The sequence below is a fragment of the Exiguobacterium sp. SH3S1 genome, assembly GCF_004337105.1.
Taxonomy (GTDB): domain Bacteria; phylum Bacillota; class Bacilli; order Exiguobacteriales; family Exiguobacteriaceae; genus Exiguobacterium; species Exiguobacterium aurantiacum_A.
The window spans coordinates 166,135-185,171 of the sequence record NZ_SJUW01000004.1 but is presented as its reverse complement, the minus strand read 5'-3'; the positions used below and the strand labels follow the sequence as shown (position 1 = coordinate 185,171).

The 19,037-nt window shown below is 55.0% G+C and carries 19 protein-coding genes; 13 read left to right on the top strand and 6 right to left on the bottom strand.

Annotated features, from left to right (window positions below; translation table 11 throughout):
- Positions 1-9 precede the first annotated feature (9 nt).
- The 8 genes from EVJ26_RS06580 (at position 10) to EVJ26_RS06545 (ending at position 6,901) form a co-directional block, all read left to right on the top strand.
- Positions 10-708 (top strand): WbqC family protein, encoded by a 699-nt coding sequence (locus EVJ26_RS06580; protein WP_236635520.1) that lies wholly within the window; start codon positions 10-12, stop codon positions 706-708.
- A gap of 23 nt (positions 709-731) precedes the next feature.
- Complete coding sequence (locus tag EVJ26_RS06575; RefSeq protein ID WP_131456383.1) at positions 732-1,853, top strand: DegT/DnrJ/EryC1/StrS family aminotransferase; 1,122 nt, start codon at positions 732-734, stop codon at positions 1,851-1,853.
- On the top strand, positions 1,850-2,824 hold the full coding sequence (gene rfbA / locus EVJ26_RS06570; protein WP_131470119.1) for a glucose-1-phosphate thymidylyltransferase RfbA: 975 nt from the start codon (positions 1,850-1,852) through the stop codon (positions 2,822-2,824). The genes EVJ26_RS06575 and rfbA overlap by 4 nt, the downstream gene beginning before the upstream one ends.
- Positions 2,727-3,776 (top strand): dTDP-glucose 4,6-dehydratase, encoded by a 1,050-nt coding sequence (gene rfbB / locus EVJ26_RS06565; RefSeq protein ID WP_131468736.1) that lies wholly within the window; start codon positions 2,727-2,729, stop codon positions 3,774-3,776. Before rfbA ends, rfbB begins: the two co-directional genes overlap by 98 nt.
- Positions 3,777-3,782: 6 nt before the next feature.
- Complete coding sequence (locus EVJ26_RS06560) at positions 3,783-4,769, top strand: glycoside hydrolase family protein (RefSeq protein WP_131470118.1); 987 nt, start codon at positions 3,783-3,785, stop codon at positions 4,767-4,769.
- On the top strand, positions 4,766-5,707 hold the full coding sequence (locus tag EVJ26_RS06555) for a glycoside hydrolase family protein (protein WP_131470117.1): 942 nt from the start codon (positions 4,766-4,768) through the stop codon (positions 5,705-5,707). The genes EVJ26_RS06560 and EVJ26_RS06555 overlap by 4 nt, the downstream gene beginning before the upstream one ends.
- A complete protein-coding gene (locus EVJ26_RS06550; protein ID WP_131470116.1) occupies positions 5,704-6,123 on the top strand; it encodes a GNAT family N-acetyltransferase in 420 nt (139 codons plus the stop codon). The genes EVJ26_RS06555 and EVJ26_RS06550 overlap by 4 nt, the downstream gene beginning before the upstream one ends.
- Before the next feature lie 130 nt (positions 6,124-6,253).
- On the top strand, positions 6,254-6,901 hold the full coding sequence (locus tag EVJ26_RS06545; RefSeq protein ID WP_161567609.1) for a thioredoxin domain-containing protein: 648 nt from the start codon (positions 6,254-6,256) through the stop codon (positions 6,899-6,901).
- Positions 6,902-6,920: 19 nt separating this feature from the next.
- On the opposite strand, the gene EVJ26_RS06540 is transcribed toward EVJ26_RS06545, so the two are convergent.
- Both EVJ26_RS06540 and EVJ26_RS06535 read right to left on the bottom strand, forming a co-directional pair.
- Entirely contained in the window at positions 6,921-7,574 is a 654-nt protein-coding gene (locus EVJ26_RS06540; protein WP_131470114.1) for an excalibur calcium-binding domain-containing protein, read from the bottom strand.
- A 215-nt stretch (positions 7,575-7,789) separates the two neighbouring features.
- Positions 7,790-8,029 (bottom strand): hypothetical protein, encoded by a 240-nt coding sequence (locus EVJ26_RS06535; RefSeq protein WP_070328462.1) that lies wholly within the window; start codon positions 8,027-8,029, stop codon positions 7,790-7,792.
- Between the two features lie 126 nt (positions 8,030-8,155).
- On the opposite strand from EVJ26_RS06535, the gene EVJ26_RS06530 reads away from it, so the two are divergent.
- On the top strand, positions 8,156-9,397 hold the full coding sequence (locus tag EVJ26_RS06530) for a UDP-glucose dehydrogenase family protein (protein WP_131456397.1): 1,242 nt from the start codon (positions 8,156-8,158) through the stop codon (positions 9,395-9,397).
- Positions 9,398-9,472: 75 nt separating this feature from the next.
- Here EVJ26_RS06530 and EVJ26_RS06525 read toward each other — a convergent pair whose 3' ends face one another.
- The gene (locus EVJ26_RS06525; RefSeq protein WP_131464283.1) at positions 9,473-9,946 is read right to left on the bottom strand and encodes a DinB family protein; all 474 of its coding nucleotides are present in this window, start codon (positions 9,944-9,946) and stop codon (positions 9,473-9,475) included.
- A 130-nt stretch (positions 9,947-10,076) separates the two neighbouring features.
- On the opposite strand from EVJ26_RS06525, the gene EVJ26_RS06520 reads away from it, so the two are divergent.
- Both EVJ26_RS06520 and EVJ26_RS06515 read left to right on the top strand, forming a co-directional pair.
- Entirely contained in the window at positions 10,077-10,805 is a 729-nt protein-coding gene (locus EVJ26_RS06520) for a DUF3784 domain-containing protein (protein WP_131470113.1), read from the top strand.
- Positions 10,802-11,062, top strand: coding sequence for a hypothetical protein (locus EVJ26_RS06515; RefSeq protein ID WP_131470112.1), 261 nt, complete (start codon positions 10,802-10,804; stop codon positions 11,060-11,062). Before EVJ26_RS06520 ends, EVJ26_RS06515 begins: the two co-directional genes overlap by 4 nt.
- 28 nt (positions 11,063-11,090) lie before the next feature.
- Here the strand turns inward: EVJ26_RS06515 and EVJ26_RS06510 are convergent, their stop codons facing one another.
- Entirely contained in the window at positions 11,091-13,796 is a 2,706-nt protein-coding gene (locus EVJ26_RS06510) for an EAL domain-containing protein (RefSeq protein WP_131470111.1), read from the bottom strand.
- 114 nt (positions 13,797-13,910) lie between these two features.
- The gene (locus tag EVJ26_RS06505; protein ID WP_236635519.1) at positions 13,911-15,740 is read right to left on the bottom strand and encodes a C40 family peptidase; all 1,830 of its coding nucleotides are present in this window, start codon (positions 15,738-15,740) and stop codon (positions 13,911-13,913) included.
- A 275-nt stretch (positions 15,741-16,015) separates the two neighbouring features.
- On the opposite strand from EVJ26_RS06505, the gene EVJ26_RS06500 reads away from it, so the two are divergent.
- Positions 16,016-17,869: a sensor domain-containing phosphodiesterase gene (locus EVJ26_RS06500; protein ID WP_131470110.1), complete on the top strand. Its 1,854-nt coding sequence runs from the start codon at positions 16,016-16,018 to the stop codon at positions 17,867-17,869.
- A gap of 195 nt (positions 17,870-18,064) precedes the next feature.
- Here EVJ26_RS06500 and EVJ26_RS06495 read toward each other — a convergent pair whose 3' ends face one another.
- Positions 18,065-18,508 carry a MerR family transcriptional regulator gene (locus tag EVJ26_RS06495; RefSeq protein WP_131456405.1) on the bottom strand — a complete coding sequence of 148 codons (444 nt, stop codon included), beginning with the start codon at positions 18,506-18,508 and terminating at the stop codon, positions 18,065-18,067.
- Between the two features lie 314 nt (positions 18,509-18,822).
- Here EVJ26_RS06495 and EVJ26_RS06490 point away from each other — a divergent pair, with 314 nt between their 5' ends.
- Positions 18,823-19,035, top strand: coding sequence for a hypothetical protein (locus EVJ26_RS06490; RefSeq protein ID WP_131456407.1), 213 nt, complete (start codon positions 18,823-18,825; stop codon positions 19,033-19,035).
- Positions 19,036-19,037: the final 2 nt, after the last annotated feature.

Sequence of the window (19,037 nt, the reverse complement as noted above, 5' to 3'; positions counted from 1 at the left end):
GTCGTAAACTTGAAACTGGCAATCATGCAACCTTACTATTTTCCATACCTCGGCTACTTCCAACTCATGGCCGCGGTCGACACGTTCGTCATCCTTGACGATGTCCAGTTCATTAAAGGGGGCTGGATCCATCGCAACACGATCCTGCTCGAGGGTAAAACGAAGCCGATTTTAATGCCGGTCGAGCACATGTCCCAATTGCGTTTGATCAATGAGCATGACCGTGTGCTTGATTCGAAGCAGCGGCACTCCCAGTTACGTCTCATCCGTCACGCCTATCAGCACGCGCCACACTTTGCGGACGTCATGCCGATGGTCGAGCGGATCATGAAAGACGAGGAGCGGAACGTCGCCGCGTACTTAGGGCGTCTCTTGAGTGAGGTGCGTGACTATGTCGGACTCGACACATCAATCCTCTATTCGTCGGAGCTCACGAACAACAAAAATGCGAAATGTGAGCATCTCGTTTTATCCATCTGTGAACATTTAGATGCGGACCATTACATCAACGCGATCGGGGGCACGGCCTTATACGATAAAGCGATGTTCGCCGAAGCCGGGGTCGAGCTCGACTTCATTAAGATGGACCCGGTCACATACCGGCAATTCAATGAACCGTTCACACCGAACTTGTCGATCATCGATGTGCTCATGTTCAACTCGAAACCGAAAGTCCGCGAGCTGCTGAACGCCTACACGCTAACTTGACTTAATAGAAGGAGAGGGACTAGATGAACTTACCGAAACACGATCTGTCGCCGCCGATCCCCGTGACACGTCCGGCGATGCCTGAGTTCGAGGCGTACGTCGAGATGATCCGGCCGCTCTGGGACAGCCGCTGGCTCAGCAATCGCGGCGAACACGTCCGCGCACTCGAAGAAGAATTGACGGAAGTGCTCGGTACAGAGCACGTCTCGCTCCTGACGAACGGACATTTGGCGCTCGAGACGGCGATCGACGTCCTCGGCCTCTCGGGCGAGGTCATCACGACACCGTTCACGTTCGCCTCGACGACGCATGCGCTCGTCCGAAAAGGACTGACACCGGTCTTTTGTGACATCAATCCGCTCGACTATACGCTAGACGTCTCGCAGCTCGAGTCGCTCATCACCGACAAGACGTCGGCCATCCTTCCGGTGCACGTGTACGGCAACGTTTGCCACGTCGACGAGATTGACCGCATCGCCAAACGGCACGGGTTGAAAGTGCTGTACGATGCGGCCCATGCGTTCGGGGTCACGTATCAAGGACGGAGCATCGCCACATATGGAGACATGAGCATGTTCAGTTTCCATGCGACGAAAGTATTCCATACGATCGAGGGCGGTGCGCTCGCCTACAATGAGGCGAGTTTTCACGCCGCCATCGAACAGGCCGTCAACTTTGGCATCACCGGACCCGAAGCGGTCGAATCGGTCGGGGGCAACGCCAAGATGAACGAGTTCCAGGCGGCGATGGGGCGCTGTAACTTGCCGCGGTTCGAGCACGACGTCATGAAACGGCGCGCCATCGTCGAACGCTATGATGAACGGCTCAGGGGAATCCCGACGATTCGCTTGAACCGCCGAGGCGACGACACCGTCTCGAACTACGCCTACTACCCGGTGCTGTTCAAAGGTGACCGGCGCCACCGCGACGAGATGATGGCTTGGCTCGCCGAGCACGGCATCTTCGCCCGGAAGTACTTTTATCCGCTCGTCACCGATTTTAGTTGTTACGCGTTCGACGCCCACATGCCGAACGCGAAATATGTATCCGACCGCATCTTGACGCTGCCGCTCTATCCGGACATGACGCTCGAGATGGTCGACCGGATTTGCGACTTGATTATTGAAGGAGGGAACCGGACATGAAAGGAATCATTTTAGCAGGCGGTAATGGGACACGGCTCTATCCGATGACGAAAGCCGTCTCGAAACAGTTGCTCCCGATTTACGACAAGCCGCTCATCTACTATCCGATGTCGGTCTTGATGCTCGCTGGGATCCAAGACATTCTGCTCATCTCGACACCGAAAGACATCGATGGCTATGAGCGGTTGTTCGGGGATGGACATCAGCTCGGGTTGTCGATCACGTATAAAGTGCAAGACAAACCAGTCGGTCTCGCCGACGCCTTCATCCTCGGTGCGGACTTCATCGGCGACGACTCGGTCTGCCTCATCCTCGGTGATAACGTCTTTTATGGACAGGATTTGACGCAATTCTTACGTGACGCGAAACAACGCGAGACGGGGGCGACCGTGTTCGGATATCCGGTCAAGGACCCACGCGCGTTCGGTGTCGTCGAGTTCGATGATAATCGCCGCGTCATCTCGATCGAAGAGAAACCGGCGCAGCCGAAGTCGAACTATGCCGTGCCTGGTCTCTACTTCTATGACAACCGTGTCGTCGAGTACGCCAAACAAGTCCAGCCGTCCCCGCGCGGCGAGCTCGAGATCACATCGATCAACCAGATGTACCTCGAGGCCGGTGATTTGAACGTCGTCTTGTTCCGACGCGGGATGGCGTGGCTCGATACGGGGACGCCGGAAGGGATGATCAAGGCGTCGGTGTTCGTCCAGACGGTGCAGGAGCGGCAAGGTTACTATATCGCCTGTCTCGAGGAGATCGCCTGGCGCCGCGGGTTCATCACGTCGACCGAGCTCCGCGATATCGGCCAAACGTTAAAGATGACGGATTACGGGCAGTATATCCTATCACTTCTTGAAGAGGAGCGTGTCGAGCATGAAGACTTTACTCGTAACTGGCGGAGCCGGGTTCATCGGATCAAACTTCATAAAGATGCTTCTGGAAAACGAGCAGTGGCGTATCGTCAACCTTGACGCGCTCACGTACGCCGGTAACCTCGAGACGCTACAAGACATCGACGACCCGCGTTACGTGTTCGTCAAAGGTGACATCCGGGACCGCGAGACGGTCGAACGCGTGTTTGCGACGTATGACGTGACGCGCGTCATCCACTTCGCGGCCGAGTCGCACGTCGACCGGAGCATCGTCGAACCGGACGTGTTCTTGACGACGAACGTACTCGGGACACAAGTACTGTTAGACGCGGCGAAGCGGCACTGGAATTTACGTCCTGACGATAAACACTCACGTGACTATTCGGAAGGCGTCAAATTCGTCCACGTCTCGACCGACGAGGTGTACGGGACGCTCGGGCCAGACGGGTTCTTCACCGAGACGACCCCGCTCGCCCCGAACAGTCCGTACTCGGCCTCGAAAGCGAGCTCCGACTTCATCGTCCGGGCCTATCACGAGACGTACGGCCTCCCGGTCAATATTACGCGTTGCAGCAACAATTACGGGCCATACCAATTCCCTGAGAAGCTGATCCCGCTCATGATCCAACGCGCCGAGCGCGGGGAGACGCTCCCGGTGTACGGTGACGGTCAACAGATCCGTGACTGGCTCCACGTCAAAGACCATTGCGTGGCGATTTGGACGGTCGCTGAGCGCGGACGCGACGGCGACGTGTATAACATCGGCGGCAACAATGAACAGGCGAACGTGACGATCGTCCGCTTAATTTTAGAACTGCTCGGTAAAGATGACTCCCAGATCACATTCGTCGCCGATCGTCCCGGGCATGACCGCCGCTACGCGATCGACAACACGAAGATCACGACCGAGCTCGGATGGCGTCCGGCCTACACGTTCGACCAAGGCTTGCGGGAGACGGTCGACTGGTACGTCACGCATCCTGACTGGGTCGACCACATCGTTTCCGGGGATTATGCACACTACTACGACAAGATGTACGCGAAAGGGTGACGGGGAATGGCTGAGACGACGAAGACGACGAACACGACGTACGAATGGACGAACCGGCGCTTGCTGTTCAGTCCGGAACGAGATACCGACATCGATTGGATGGATGCATTCGCACAGGCGCCGTCCGTGCTCGAGCGCGATACGTATTTGCGCATCTATTTCAGTTGCCGGCCGAAACCGATTGATGGCCGCTACGTCAGCTATAGCGCTTACGTCGACGTCGATAAACGAGACTTCTCGATTTTGCGCGTGAGCGAACAGCCAGCGCTTGCGCTCGGGGAGCGGGGCACGTTCGACGAGTTCGGCATCTATCCGTTCTCGGCGATCGACGTCGGGGACGAGGTACACGCCTACTACGGCGGCTGGACACGTTGTACGTCGGTCCCGTTCAACGTCACTATCGGCAAAGCAGTGAGTCGGGACGGTGGCAAGACGTTCGAGCGGATCGGGCCGGGACCGGTTTTGTCGTATACGCTCGATGAACCGTTCGTCTTGAGCGGGCCGAAAATCCGGCGCTTTGGAGACACGTGGTACTTGTTTTACATCGCGGGCCGGGAGTGGCTCATGCACGAAGGTAAACCGGAACCGGTGTACAAGATCCGTCTCGCCACGTCAGCCGACGGCGTGAACTGGGTGAAACAAGAGCGCGACTTGATCGAGAGCATCATCCCGGACGAGGCACAGGCGAGCCCAGACGTGTTTTATGAGAACGGGTCGTACCATATGTTCTTCTGTTATCGCGACGCGACCGATTACCGGAAGAATCCCGAACGGACGTATCGGCTCGGCTATGCGTCGTCTCAGGACTTGTTGAACTGGACGCGCGACGATGACGTCATGCGCTTCACCCGCTCAGACGTCGGGTTTGACGACGAGATGGTCGCCTATCCACACACGTTCGTCGTCGGCGGGAAGCGTTATCTGCTCTATCTCGGCAACGAGGTCGGACGGGCCGGTTTCGGCATCGCCGAGCGGAAGGAGGAAACGACATGAAGTGGCGGAAACTCGGGCATATTTTCGATCCCAAGCCGCACGGCTTTTTCGGAGACTATTCAGCGTTCGCTCAATCACCGCAAGCACTCGTCTTCGACGACTTCGTCCGCATCTACTTCTCGACCCGGGAGCCGGATACGGACGGGACGTTCAAGAGCCATATCCGTTACGTCGATATGACACCGTCGTTCGAAGTGATCGCCGTATCGCACGACCCGGTCATCCCGCTCGGAAAACTGGGCACGTTCGATGAGCACGGCATCTTCCCGTTCCACGTCACGCGGACGGACACGGGCCTGTACGGATATACGAGCGGCTGGAGCCGACGCGAGTCAGTGTCGGTCGAGACGGGGATCGGCCTGTCGGTCAGTCATGACGACGGGCATACGTTCGAGCGGCTCGGTGACGGGCCGGTGCTATCGGCGAGTGTCGATGAGCCGTTCCTCGTCGGGGACCCGTTCGTCTTCACGAAAGATAAGCTGTATATGTACTACATTTACGGTACGACGTGGAAGACGGGCCCGGACGGCGTCGCCGAACGGACGTACAAGATCGCGCTCGCGACGTCCGAGGACGGGCGCACGTTCACCCGGCACGGCCGCATCGTCGCTGATGTGATTCCAGACGAGAGCCAGGCGCTCCCGACCGTGTTCGAGGCGGGTGGCCGCTATCACATGGTGTTCTGTTTCCGTGACACGTTCGGCTTCCGAGACGACCCGACGCGCGGCTACCGGCTCGGTTACGCTTATTCCGACGACCTCATGCAGTGGACGCGCGACGACGCCTCGCTCGGTTTCGAGCGGAGCGACTCGGGGTGGGATTCAGCAATGGAATGTTACCCGCACGTGTTCGAGATGAACGGGCGGCAGTATTTGTTGTATAACGGCAACGCCTTCGGACGCGACGGCTTCGGTGTCGCCGTCTTGGAGGAAGTATGATCACGCTCGGCCGCGGGTCGGTCGCCGACTACGAGGCCCACCTCGAGGCGTGTGATGCCTTGTTCCCGACGGCACTGTCGGAGAGGATCGACTTGCACGAATATGCGCGCAAGCTGCATGACCGGGCGACATCGTTCGAACTGTGGGACGATGACCGGTTGATCGGCCTCCTTGCGGCCTACTTCGATACCGACGTCACCTTTATCAGCCATATATGTGTCTTGCCGGAGGCGCCGAAAGGGAGCGGGCATGATTTGTTGGTCAGACTGTTCGATGAAGCGGCGCAGCAAGGTAAGCAGTTGATCCGGCTACACGTCGAGAAGACGAATGAGCACGCCATTTCATTTTACAGAAAGCATGGCTTCGTCGGGATGGGACAAGCGGGGAACGATGTGATTATGGAGCGCGAAGCGTGAAGGTTCTGAATAGAATCGAAGCGCTTCTTTTTGTTTGGCCCGGGGAGTGTCAACAGAACGTCACTCGAATTTTCATAGGAGGCGTGGTATAACAGACATATGTGAATAAATGAACATACGGAGGGTGAGCATGAAACGTTTACTATTGATTCTATTAGGTGTGACGATGTTGGCGGCTTGCGGGACAAGCGAGTCGGATGAACGGGGAGAGCAGTTTACATATACGAGGTACGAGCTCCCGCTCGAAGATAAGGTCGCGCTCGGCGAGACCGGAGATCACGAGATCGTCTTCGTCTTTGACTACAGTTGCCCATGGTGCAAAAAATGGATGGAGAGCGTCTTGCCGGAGATCGAGTCGCGGTGGATCGAGACGGGAGAGGCGACGTTCAAAGGACAGCCGCTCGTCTTGTTGAATGAGCAGTCGCAACTGCTCGCTAGTGTCGATGCGAATGCGGAACAAGTGATGCCGGAACGGTACTATGCGTTGCAACGCCACATCGGGCTCGACGCCGAGACGGTCTCGGACTTTGGTACGGAGGCGTACGTCCAACGGCTCGCGGAAACGTTCGATGTGGACGCGGAAGCTCTGCTCGCGCCGCAAGTCGACGCGGGGATTCAAAACGCACGGCTCTATACGCGTGACCTCGGCGTCGAATACGTGCCGACCGTGTATGTGAACGGGATCAAGTTGCTCGACGCGTTCAGCTTAGAGGAGATGGAGCGGGTCATGTCTGGTGAGATTGAGGCGGGGGAACAAGTCGAGATGCCGAAAGAATGAACAAGCGACACCCTCACGTCTACTGGGTGTCGCTCTGTCCGCAGGCGATGCCGTCAAGATCGGTGTCGAACGACAGTAAATAGGCGTCGTGTTCGAGTGGGACACCGTCCGGATAGACCGCGTTCAAATCGGTGCAGGAGCCGTACACCTCGAAGAACGCATCCGTCTCGTCGGCCGTGGCGACTGCGTCGTCTTGGAGGGCGGCTAGTTCACTTTCGAGTTGTTCGTTCAAGGCGTGCGCTTCCCGCAATTCGTCTTCGAGCGCGTAAATCTCGGTCCGTTGTGTCTTGATGACTTCTTCTAGATCGAACACTTTTTGAAACAAGTTGTCTTTCATCGTGTCTTCGCGGACGGCAAGGCGTGCCTCGAGTTTCTCGGTCACGTCCCGCTCGATTTGAATCGCTTGCCAGGCGAGGGCGTCGGCATGTTGTTCCTCGAGGGCGAGCAGGGATTCGTCGTAGTTCGCCTCGACCTCAGCTAAGTCGGCGCTGACGTGTAGCTTGTCTTGTTCCAAGTTGTAGTAGTAGACGCTCGAGCCGACGAACAGTAAATATAAGACGGTCGCGAAGACTTGTAGTTTGATCGGCTCGACCGGATGTTCGGCGAACCAGATGGACACGAGGCTGAGCGTGCTCGCCACGCATGCGGCCGTGATGAACGTCATGATCGTCATAGACACCCCTCTTTTCCTAGACTCTCTTTGACTATTCCTGTTTCGACTCGAAAACGAAGCGACAACGCGAGCATACTTTCAAGAAATCGAATCGACAGCTAGATATTGAACCACATTTATCACAGCGAATGTTCACGCGTCATACATATCGAAAAAGCAGGAGTTTCGGCAGATTCGTGGAATAAGTGCAAAAAGAAAAAAGCGTTCGACTGTCGTCAAACGCTCTTCTTGTCTTCAAGCTGTTGATTTTTCCGCCATTTCCAAATCACAAGACCGAGGACGAGGAAAATCGGAGCGGCCACCCAAGGACGGGCTTCGAGAATCGCGACAATTTCAAAGATGGACAACCATCCGCTGATCATGACGAGGATGAGCAACAAGGTTCGCAGTCCCCCCCGGACCGGAAACCAGTAATAGATGAATAACGTGATCAAAAAGAAAGCGAGCAAGCCCATGCGGTTAGTCCTTTCTAGCATCATTTTGACCAATTATAGCAGACAACATTGCGAGAGTGTTAGAGGCTTCCCTTTAAGACGACTTTTCGCTACAGTTGAAGATAGATTATTTAAGGAGGAACTAGCGTGAAATTTGGAATCATCGGCTTAGGGTATGTCGGATTAGCCACCCTGTGTGGCCTTGCAAAAGCGGGACATGAAGTCATCGGTGTCGAGAAAGACCAACCGAGACTGCGCCGCCTCATGAGCGGCCACGCACCGTTTCACGAGCCGGGTATGGCAGAAGTGCTCCAAGACTATGCAGACTCGATCACACTTACGGATAACACCGCCGACACAAATGATGTCGATTACTTGTTCTTGGCTGTCGGTACGCCGAGCAAGGAAGATGGCAGCTGCGACATGACGTTCGTCGATGCCGCTTTGTCTGAGATCAACACGAAGCAAAAAATCGTCATCCGCAGCACCGTGCCACCGGGAACGACCGACTTACTTAGCATCATGTATCCATTCCACACGTTCGCAGTCATGCCAGAATTCTTACAAGAAGGGCGTGCGCTCGCCGACGTCCTTAAACCGCACCGCGTCGTCATCGGCAGCGGAAGTCTTGAAATCAGCGAAGAACTCGCCGGCATTTATGGCCGTCTCGGTGTGCCGATTGTTTGCACGACACCGATCAACGCCGAACTGATCAAATACGCCTCGAATGCGTTTCTCGCCACAAAAATCAGTTTCATGAACGACTTGTCACGCCTCGCGGATAAAGCTGGCGCCGACATCGCGACGATTGCCGACGGGATGGGGCTTGACCCGCGCATCGGACGTTCTTACTTAAACGCTGGTCTCGGTTACGGCGGCTCGTGTTTCCCGAAAGATATGAACGCGCTCTTGAACGTCGCGGCCGAGAACGAACTCGACTTGCCGGTCATCCGTGCGGCGATTCAAGCGAACGATGAACAGATCGCCTATGTCGCATCGAAGATCGAACACCGCCCGAACCTGCGCGTCGCTTTCCTCGGTCTCGCCTTTAAACCAGGGACGGACGATATGCGTGACGCACCGTCGATCACACTCGCCAATCACTTACGGTTACGTGAAGTCGAAGTCGTCGGCTACGATCCGCTCGCGAAGTGGGAGTACCGTCAAGCGTTGACACCGGAAGAGGCGCTCAAAGGAGCCGACGTGGCGATTCTTGTCACGGAATGGGACGAACTCGTCAACTTGAAACCGGAAGCGTTCGCCGGGATGCGGACGAAACGGTTGATTGACGCACGCAACGCATGGAAGTATGCGCGCGACCCAGAAGACGTCGAGTACGAAGGCGTCGGCCGCATGCAGGGCAAGACGAACACACCGTCATCGAAATGAGCAAAGACGAGACCTTTCAACAGGTCTCGTCTTTTTGGTTGCGGTCCATAACATAAGTGCTGAGTGCGACGGCGGTTAGCGATTCGTCTGTTCTTTTGTCGGGCCCATGACACCGGGAACGTGTTGTCCCGCTTGGCGTAAAAGTACCGTCATCTGACCACGGTGATGCGTCTGATGGTCGATCATCATGCGGAGGACGGCACCACGCGGCGTCATCTTCCCGTGGACGTCGACTTCTTCTAGCAAATAGTCATCTGTAAAACCGTCAGCGGCGCTTGAGATTTCTTGCGCGTATCGTTCGTACTGGTCGGCGATCACGCTCGCTTGATCGGGCTGAGTCAGGCTCTTCAAAGCTGAGAGACGGAAACCGAGCAAGTTCGTGAAGTAGCCGAGGGCGGTCGTGACGTGCCAACCGATCCAACCGAGTGAGTTATGGTCGGGGACGATTTTTTGGCCGAGCGTGTCATCGGTCATGGCGCGGAGCACGTCGAGCGTGCCGGTCGATGATTTTGTCCAATCCTGTTTGAAGTCGTTAGCGGTACGGTACATAAACTAACCTCCTCCTGCGTATTCTACCGCTAGTATACGCATGCACCTTTCGTTCACGCACGTCTGATGATCCGGTGAAACATTTCGGTCGGTTTTCCCGTAGAATGAAGGAGATAGGAGGGACTCGTCCATGTGGATTCTTGTATTTGCAGCACTACTCATGTTTGTCCTCGGTTTTGCTGTCCACAAGTTAGGGTGGCATTTTCTCATCTCGGGCTATAACACGATGAACGAAGCAGACAAGGCACGCGTCGACATCAAACCGGTCGCGCGGTTGATCGGTATCATGTGTTACGGCATCGGCTTCATCTTTCTCATCGTCGGCCTCATTGATTGGTTCGGGCTCGTCGTCCCAATCGAGCCGCTCTTTATCGTGCTCATCCTGTTCATCGTCGTCATCCTTTGGCGCGCCCAAAAGTATGACGGGAATATTTTTGACGACACGGGACGGCTTCGTCCGGGCGGGAAGAAGAAACTCATCCCGATCGTCCTCGTCTCTGTGCTCTTGCTCACGGTCGTGCCGGGAATCTTGATTTGGTTCTCCCAACCGACCGAGGTGACACTCACCGATACGGCACTCGTCATCGAAGGCAGTTACGGGCAAACCGTGCCGTATGACGAGATTGTTGATGTCATATTGACCAACGTCCCGGACGTCGAGCGTCGAATGAACGGGGCCGCTACAAGCTCACAACTGACAGGACACTTTCGAACGACTTATAAGGAAGACGTGCTTCTCTTCATCAACCGTGACGTCACAGCAGCCATTCGCATCGACTGGAGCGGAAAACCGATCTATCTAAATCTTGAAACGAACGAAACAACGAAACAGTTATATGAGGAGGTGATCACTCGATGAGTCCATGGTACGCGCGCAACATGCCGTTCTTTTTCCTGACGTTCTTTTTTCCACCGCTCGCGCTGCTCTTGCTCGTCTGGCAGTGGGACAAATTCACGACGGACCGGGGCGTCAAACTGTTTTTCGCGGTCGGGATGACGGTGTTCATCGTGTTCGGTCTATTGCCGCGCGGCACGCTTCCGGTCATCTTGCCGATCATTTTCGGCTTGATTGCCTTAAAGCTCGTGCTGAACGTGATCAGACGAAAAAAAGGCTGACGCGCTAGACGTCAGCCGATCGGGACGCTCACTCAGGGCGTCCTTTTTTTTCGTTCACCCAAGCCTCGAACGCGTCAGGTTTGAGCGCCGGGGCGTAGTAGTAGCCTTGTCCGAGCTCGACCCCTTCGGCAATCATCCGTTCGAGGTCTTCCTTCGTCTCGATGCCTTCGGCGAGGGATGTGAGCGCCTGCTCGCTCGCGAAGCGTGAGACGGCACGGAGGAATGATGTGCTGTCTTTCGCTTTCCCGCTGACATACATCCGGTCAATCTTCACTTCTTGAATCGGTAAGTGCCAAATCGCTTCGAACGAGGCGTAGCCGGTGCCGAAGTCATCGATCGACAAGCAGTAGCCGAGGTCGGCGATGTCCTCGAGCCGATCGAGCTCGTTCGCATGTGACATGATGTCGGCCGACTCGGTCAATTCGATTTTCAAGCGGTCCGGCAGCCACGGATACGTCTCGATCAAATCACGCAGCTTCGTGACAATCGACGGGTCGACCGAGTGGGCAGACAAGTTGTACGACAACGAGACGCCGGAGAATGACGTATCGCGCCAAGCGACGAGCTGGTTGATGACTTGGTCGAGGATCGAGTGAGATAACCATAAAATCTGGTCTGACCGTTCGGCAATCCGGATGAACTCGTTCGGCGGGACGTGACCGATATCCGGATGCTGCCAACGGGCGAGCGCCTCGGCCCCGACGACGCGTCCAGTTGTCAATTCGACTTGTGGCTGGTAGGCGACGGTGATGTGTCCTTGCTCGATCGCCTCGGGGAGCGCCTGTTCGATCAAGGCGGCCCACTGCAGCTGGGCGAGGATGCTCGCGTCATACCAGACGAACGGCGTCCGCGTCTCTTTGGCGTGTTGGAGTGCTCGCGTCGCCTCGAACAAACAATCCGTATAGTTCGGCGTCGTGTGTGCCGCCCCGATTTGAACGTGGACGGTCTGTCGTTTTTGATTGATCAACAGTTCGGTCGGGAACAGCTCCATCAGTTCATGTTCGTCGAGCGTGTTGAACCCTCTGACGTACAGCATGAGCGTGTCGTCCCGATAGCGGCCGAACAAGTGATGCGCATACTTCTCGAGCCGGTCCTCGACGTGACGGGCAAACTCGGTCATGAGCAGGTCAGCATAAATCGTATCGTACCAATCGACGAGATGGTGGAAATCGTTCAACTTGATTAAGAGGAACGTCCCATCGATGTCTTGTTTTTCCCACGCTCGGATAAAACCGTATTCGTTATACAGTTCGGTCGCGAGGTCGAATCGGACGAGGCGATCGACTTTCCGTTCACGCTCGACGCGTTCGGTCTCATCTTCGAGGATCAAATAGTACGTGAGTGTCTCGCCACGCTTGAGCGGGATTATCTTCGCGTTCAAGAAACGGACGTGCTCCCCTTTTAAATGCAGAATGAACTGGGCGCTCGTCCCGTGCTCGGTCACACCTTCAAGTGCTTCCTGGAACAGGCGACGACCTGTGTTGGTGAATAGCTGGTTGATCTCGTACAAGTTCCGGGCGCCGAAGAACTGATCGAACACATCGTTCCGTTCGATGAAGTTATAGGCATCATCGATCAACGCGATGGCGAGACCGGTCTCTGAGAACAGGGACGACCAACGCTCGTGATAGCGGAGCAGGTCGTTCGATTGCGTCTCGAGCGTGTTGACGGTCGAATGGACGCTCACCGCAATCTCGCGGAGCTCGTCCTCGATGCCACGGAAGTCATGACTGGCCGGGAATGACGCCTCGACCGGTTCGGTGCTTGGGTCGATGGCGAGTGCACGGGCTTTCAAATGACTTAAATCATGGGCATACATTTTACGTGTATAGCAAAGCGCGGCCAAGAGCCCGGTCGAAAGCACGAGCGTCGCGAGCAGGACGAGGACGGCGAGCGTCCCATATCGGTTTCGTTCTTTCAGGAGCAATGACTCGGTCGACGAGCGGATAGTCTGGAGAACTTCATGCGAGTCTTCGTAAAACTTGGTCCCGTTGACGTAACGCGCCTCGAGCGTCGAGCCGCTCGAAGTCAGTCGTCCCAACGCTAGGGCGCTCTCCGTTAAATCAGCGGTCGACTTCGTTTGGAGAGTAGGATTCGTCGCGATAATCTCTTCAAGTAAACGCGCTTCAGTGGCGATGGAGGCGAGTTCGGCTTCTAATTTTTCTCGGTCCGGCGTCTCCGCCAGCAAGTTTGTCACGTTTTGGACGAACGTCATCTGCATCCGCATGACGGCATCGGTCAACTCGTAGGCCGTGTTCGCTTGGGCGGTCCGCTCTAAGCCTTGGTAGAGCCAACGCCGATCAATCGATTCGATGACGTCAAACGGGACGTTGTCGAATTCGCTCAACTCGCCGTCGAGCGTCTCTTCTAGTCGTTCAGAAAAAGCGAGGAGGGCATCCCGTTCGCGTTCGTGGACCCCGGTCTCGAAATCATCGAGCAGCTGGGTGTTATACTGGAGCGCGCGTTCGCGATAAGGCGAGGACAACAACGCTGTCGGCTGGCCCGAGTTCAGTTCGTACAGTTTCGCGGCCTGGTGGAGGACAAGGTAAGACTCGACGCCGGCAAGGTCGGATGCATGGTTCAAGTTCGTCACGGACTGATCGACGCTGACGTGTTTCTCTTTCCAGTAATAGCTTAATCCGAGACCGAATAACAACACACCGACGAGGCAGGCGACAGCAAGTACCATCGTATAGATCCGGTACGGAATTTTGGCGAATCGGTTGCTTCCCATCGTACACTCCCTTTCTACCTTTCCTATCTTATATCGCATTTCGAGTCTTTCAAGTGAAATCCTGCTAACTAAAAAAAAACCCGACAAAGGTCGGGTTTTCAAATGCGTCAAAGGTCACGGTCGCTTATAGCCGATGAGGCGTGATTTCCAATACGGCTCTTTGCTGATTTGATTGTAGCCGAGACCAAACGTCCCGGCGTGGATGAACGTATCGGCGTCGATCATGATGCCCATATGGGACGGACCGGCCGTATACGTGTTCTCGAAGAAGACGAGGTCACCGGCCTGGGGCACGAACGATTTGTCGAGCTGCGGCCCGAAGTAAGACCCGGCCCAATAGTTGGCGACGTTCGTCCGCGGGATCGAGACACCCGCTTGATTGAACGCGTAATAGATGATGCCTGAGCAGTCAAAGCCGCCGTTGACCGGACTAGATGACGCCCAAATGTACGGCGTCCCGACGTATTTCTTCGCGACGGCGATCGTCGCGAGCCGGGTTGCTTGGGCGGTCTGCCCGTTGACTTGGGTGACGAACGCTTTGGCGACGAAGCCTTGTGTCCCGTTCTCGTTGACGCGGTAGTGTGTCGCCGTCTCGCCGACGACGTTCAACAGTCCGCCGCGGAGCGTCGACCCGACGACCTGACTCGAATCGTTTGCTTGGGCGCGGATCGCGGCCGGACTTGCTGTATAGAACGTATGTGAGTCGAACGACCCGCTGACCCATGTCGGTGCTGTCGTTGAGCCTTTCGGTACTTCTTTGACGAACGAGGCTGCGACGAAGCCCGTCGTGTTGCCGATATAAATCTGGTGCCAGCCGTTTGCCGTCTGGACGACGCGGAGCGTCTGGCCGGCTTTGACGCTACCGACGATGGCGGAACTCGTCGACGCAGAAGCACGGACGTTCAAGGACGGGGTATTAACGACGTAATCGACCGAAGTGTTCCCAGCCCCGGCGTCACCTAAGTTCGGTGCGACCGGTGCACTCGGTGCGGTCGTCGTCTGTTTCAAGTAGCCGGCACTGACATAACCGCTCTTCCCGTTATATGTGACGTAGTACCAAGTGCCGCTCTGTTTCGTTGCTTGCACGGTCGCGCCGTTCGGGATCGTCGTGACGAGCGCGAAACCGATGCCTGCTCCTTTACGCACGTTCAAATTCGCCGTCGTGACGAACGATTGATTGACGCTCTCTTCTTTCGGCGCTGCCGGTGTCGCCGGCTGACTCGGTGAAGGTGTGGCAGGTTGACTCGGTGAAGGCGTCGCGGCGGCTTTCTTTAAGTATGTAGTGGCGACAAAGCCTGTCGTCGAACCGTATTTGATGTGCGACCATGAACCTTCGACTTTGAGGATCGTGACCGTTTTTCCTTTCGGGATCGTGACGAGTACGTTCGCCTTTGTCGATTTCGAAGCCCGGAGGTTCAAGTTGACGGTCGTCTGTGACGTCGATTGGGCGGTCGGGCTGACGGTGCTCGTTGATGCCGTCGGCTTGGTCGTTGCTGCCTTGGCTGTACTGAGATAATCGTTATGTACCCAGCCGGTCTTCCCGTTAAAAGTGACTTGCGACCACTTACCGCTCGTCTTGAGCGGTTTGAGCGCTTGACCTTTCGGGATGGTGAGCAAGACATTATGGCTCGTACCGGCACCGGTGCGAAGGTTCAATGCAGCGGTCGTCACTCGATTTTTGCTTACCGCCGTGCTCGTTGTCGTGAGTACGGTCGGTGATCCGGCCAAGTGAAGTGTTTGTCCGATGGCGATTCGGTCGGTCGTCAAGTTGTTCATCGACTTGAGTGTCGCGAGCGGGATGTGATGCTGTTGGCTGATCGACCAAAGCGTGTCACCGGCTCGGACGATATGGGTGCTAGCGGCGGACGCTTCTTCGGCCTGGGCGAGGACGCTTACGGCGGCGATTGCGGCGAATGAGTACATGAGGCCGGACTTGTGATTCATGGAGTCACTTCCTTTAATATAATAGAGTCATTCATGACGGGTAACGATACACGTTTATTGTACGGTGCCGAGAAACCGGGAAGCAATGGTGGAAAGGACTCATTCGAGCGATATTCCTTGAAAAGCAGGTCAATATTTTTTGATAGGTCTGTCAGATAGATACCTCCTAAAAAGAGGGAAATTAAAAATTGACTTTCTGTTGAATTTTGGAAGGTCTCGTATTTGTGCTTCATGCTATCATTAAGGCAAAACTGTTTGAACGAGGGTAGGGGACTATGATCGAGGGGAACTTTTCAACACAAACATACCGTAAACATCAAGAGAAACTGTTCGAACTCGTACGGATGCCGGACGTGTCTGATGCGACAGTCGAGCAGGCGATCAGCTATATGTGCGAAGTCGTCGCGGATATGCTCGAAGTCGACACCGTCTCGATCTGGCACTTCGATGAGACGCAACACTCGATCAGTTGTCAAGTCGCGTATTCAAAAGATAAAGGCATCAGCAAGCCGGCATTAACGGTCTATCGTCAGGATGCGCCGGTCTATTTTGATGCGCTCTGCACGAACCGTGTCCTCCTGTTTGAGAATGTCCGGACGCACGAATGGGTGAAAAATTTATATCAACAATACTTCGTCGAAGGACAACGGGTTTACTCGATGCTTGACGCACCAATCTTTGCGGACGGACAAGCCCGCGGTGTCATCTGCTGTGAGACATACGAGCTTCGGAAGTGGACGTATGTCGAAGAGCTGATCGTGAGTACACTCGCCGATTTTGTCGCTATTTTATATAGTCGGCTCGAACGTCAGTCGGTCGAACAACACATCGCCCGGCTCGCCTATACGGATGAATTGACAGGACTGATGAATAAGAACGCGTTCATCGAACGAGTCGACCGGATGCGGGACGAACTCAATCATCACCTCGGGTCACTCATTTACGTGAGAATCGATGAGTTCCGCTCTGTCGAGGACGCGTTCGGCAGCGAGAAGGCCAATCAATTAATCCAGGAAATCGCAGATCGGCTCCGTCTCGTCGTCGATCCGGCGATGATCGCCCGAAGTTCTCAATCCGGGTTCGTCATATGGACACCGTACGGCGACCGGATCAAAGCGTACGGGATTGCCGACATGCTTTGTGAGACGGTGACGAACGAGCCGTTTACCGTCGATGAACTGGATGTCGTCCTGACGATGAGTGCCTTTATCTCGATTGAGGATAAGGCGCGCTCGACGCTCGAGATGATTCACACGACACGGATCGCCGCTAGTCATCATCATGTCCAACGCGGTGGCATCATCTTCTATGAAGAGAAGATGGGCGAGAAGGCGACGGCCCGATTGACGCTCGAGATGAATTTGCGCAAAGGGCTCGCGTTGAACGAGTTTGCGCTCTACTATCAGCCGAAAATTGACGGGTCGACCGGACGGCTTAACGGTTTTGAAGGGCTCATGCGTTGGATCCATCCGGAAAAAGGGCTGATCCCGCCGCTCGACTTTATCCCGCTTGCCGAGTCGACCGGTGTCATCATCGCCCTCGAAGAGTGGGCGCTCGAGGAGGCATGCCGCCAATTGAACGCGTGGCACGCCTCTGGCCGGACATATCACTTGGCGCTCAATTTGTCGGCCCGTCACTTCCTATCAGAAGGCGTTGTTGAGAAGTTCGCCCGTGTCGTCGAAAGCATGGGTGTCTGCCCGAACTATTTGACGTTTGAAATCACGGAGAGCGTCGGAATGGAGAATCAGCAGCACGTCATCGAACGGTTCATCGCCTTCCGCAAGCAAGGTTTCTCGATCTCGATCGATGACTTTGGGACCGGTTTCTCGGCGTTCGTCTATTTAAAGCATTATCCGATCCATGAGATCAAAATCGACCGTCAGTTCATCCAAGCGACGGAGAACGACCCGACCGGAAACGTCATCGTCCAATCGATCATCGAGCTCGCCCGCGGCCTCAGTTTAAAGACCGTCTGCGAAGGCATCGAGACGACCGAGCAGCACGACGCGCTCCGTTTGCTTGGCTGTGACGAGATGCAAGGGTATTACTTCTCGCGTCCGCTCCCGATTGATGAGCTCGAGGCGTGGATTGAAGCTTATAACAATGAAAACAAGGATTCGCTCCGTTGAGCGAATCCTTGTTTTCATTGTGGCAGGTCAATCTGAATCGTCGTCCCGACACCGAGGTCACTCGTCACGGTGACCGTGCCCCCGTGTGCCTTGATGATGTCCCGGGAACGGTTATAAAAATAGACTCAAATCGAGTTCAACTCAAAAAGCCTTTCCCGACGATCAACGTGTCGTCGGGAAAGGCTTTTTGGGTGCTCATGCGAGTGAACTTTCTCGCTCGGCTAATTCGTATTGGAGTATGTACGTCAATTCTACATGTACTTGATCTGAAAAGTTAGTCTTTCTGACGTGCGTACGTGGTCGTAATCCACATTCCAAAGCAATATCGATGATTGTCCGAATCTGATTTTCCGTATAAAAACGTTTGCGTCCCATCGTGAACGGGGTCGGCGGTAAGACGCCGTCCGTCTCCCATTTGATCAACTGTTGCTGGCTGCGTGGGATGCCGGCGACAGTGAAGGCGCGACTCAATTCTTTAAGCGGATAGACAATTAAATGGCGTCCGTTATATTGAAATGGTTTACCTAGTTCGGGACGATATGCATCCCATTCGGTCGCAAAGAACGTTAAATCGATCGTGTCAACTTCAAATTGAGCGGAAGGAATTGGCGTGGCGAGTGTGATGTCTAAGTTGTTCATCTAGTGTTAGCTCCTTCTTCAAGTCTGCCGGGTGGTAGTACCCTCCCTCGTATAGTACCCTATTTTCAAAAAATTAACTGTTCATTTTTTGAAAGCGTGGAAATGAATTTATGGGACTTTCGATGCGGTTGTGAAATTTACACAACGTCTATAAAAATACCCTAAATGGTATGGCGATGCAAGTCATAGGAATGATTTGAGGCAGATATAACGACTGCTTGATGATGTGGTTCAAAAGTCACGGTTAGAAAATTTGCGGTTTTTGAGCAAAACGGTTTTAGTGTCGGTTAATAAGGGCGAAGGAGGTGAGACATATGGCAGTGTATCGAGAATACGCAAGCGTTTTTTATCTCGACACGAAACGGCTCGTTGACGGCAAGGAAAAACGTCAGCTCGTCCGCTTCGGTCCGCTCGGTGCGCGGATGGAGACCGAGGAGATCAAACAGTTTGGCGACTTGTTGATCCCGTTACTCGCGGTCGAATCCGCTACGTACGTCGTGTCGCGTGAATTCCACGTGACCGTCTAAAT

Coding starts and splice junctions, on each gene's coding strand:
- EVJ26_RS06575 (WP_131456383.1), top strand. CDS start 732: ATGAACTTACCGAAACACGATCTGTCGCCGCCGATCCCCGTGACACGT.
- rfbA (WP_131470119.1), top strand. CDS start 1,850: ATGAAAGGAATCATTTTAGCAGGCGGTAATGGGACACGGCTCTATCCG.
- rfbB (WP_131468736.1), top strand. CDS start 2,727: ATGAAGACTTTACTCGTAACTGGCGGAGCCGGGTTCATCGGATCAAAC.
- EVJ26_RS06560 (WP_131470118.1), top strand. CDS start 3,783: ATGGCTGAGACGACGAAGACGACGAACACGACGTACGAATGGACGAAC.
- EVJ26_RS06555 (WP_131470117.1), top strand. CDS start 4,766: ATGAAGTGGCGGAAACTCGGGCATATTTTCGATCCCAAGCCGCACGGC.
- EVJ26_RS06550 (WP_131470116.1), top strand. CDS start 5,704: ATGATCACGCTCGGCCGCGGGTCGGTCGCCGACTACGAGGCCCACCTC.
- EVJ26_RS06545 (WP_161567609.1), top strand. CDS start 6,254: ATGAAACGTTTACTATTGATTCTATTAGGTGTGACGATGTTGGCGGCT.
- EVJ26_RS06540 (WP_131470114.1), bottom strand. CDS start 7,574: ATGACGATCATGACGTTCATCACGGCCGCATGCGTGGCGAGCACGCTC.
- EVJ26_RS06535 (WP_070328462.1), bottom strand. CDS start 8,029: ATGGGCTTGCTCGCTTTCTTTTTGATCACGTTATTCATCTATTACTGG.
- EVJ26_RS06525 (WP_131464283.1), bottom strand. CDS start 9,946: ATGTACCGTACCGCTAACGACTTCAAACAGGATTGGACAAAATCATCG.
- EVJ26_RS06520 (WP_131470113.1), top strand. CDS start 10,077: ATGTGGATTCTTGTATTTGCAGCACTACTCATGTTTGTCCTCGGTTTT.
- EVJ26_RS06515 (WP_131470112.1), top strand. CDS start 10,802: ATGAGTCCATGGTACGCGCGCAACATGCCGTTCTTTTTCCTGACGTTC.
- EVJ26_RS06510 (WP_131470111.1), bottom strand. CDS start 13,796: ATGGGAAGCAACCGATTCGCCAAAATTCCGTACCGGATCTATACGATG.
- EVJ26_RS06505 (WP_236635519.1), bottom strand. CDS start 15,740: ATGAATCACAAGTCCGGCCTCATGTACTCATTCGCCGCAATCGCCGCC.
- EVJ26_RS06500 (WP_131470110.1), top strand. CDS start 16,016: ATGATCGAGGGGAACTTTTCAACACAAACATACCGTAAACATCAAGAG.
- EVJ26_RS06495 (WP_131456405.1), bottom strand. CDS start 18,508: ATGAACAACTTAGACATCACACTCGCCACGCCAATTCCTTCCGCTCAA.
- EVJ26_RS06490 (WP_131456407.1), top strand. CDS start 18,823: ATGGCAGTGTATCGAGAATACGCAAGCGTTTTTTATCTCGACACGAAA.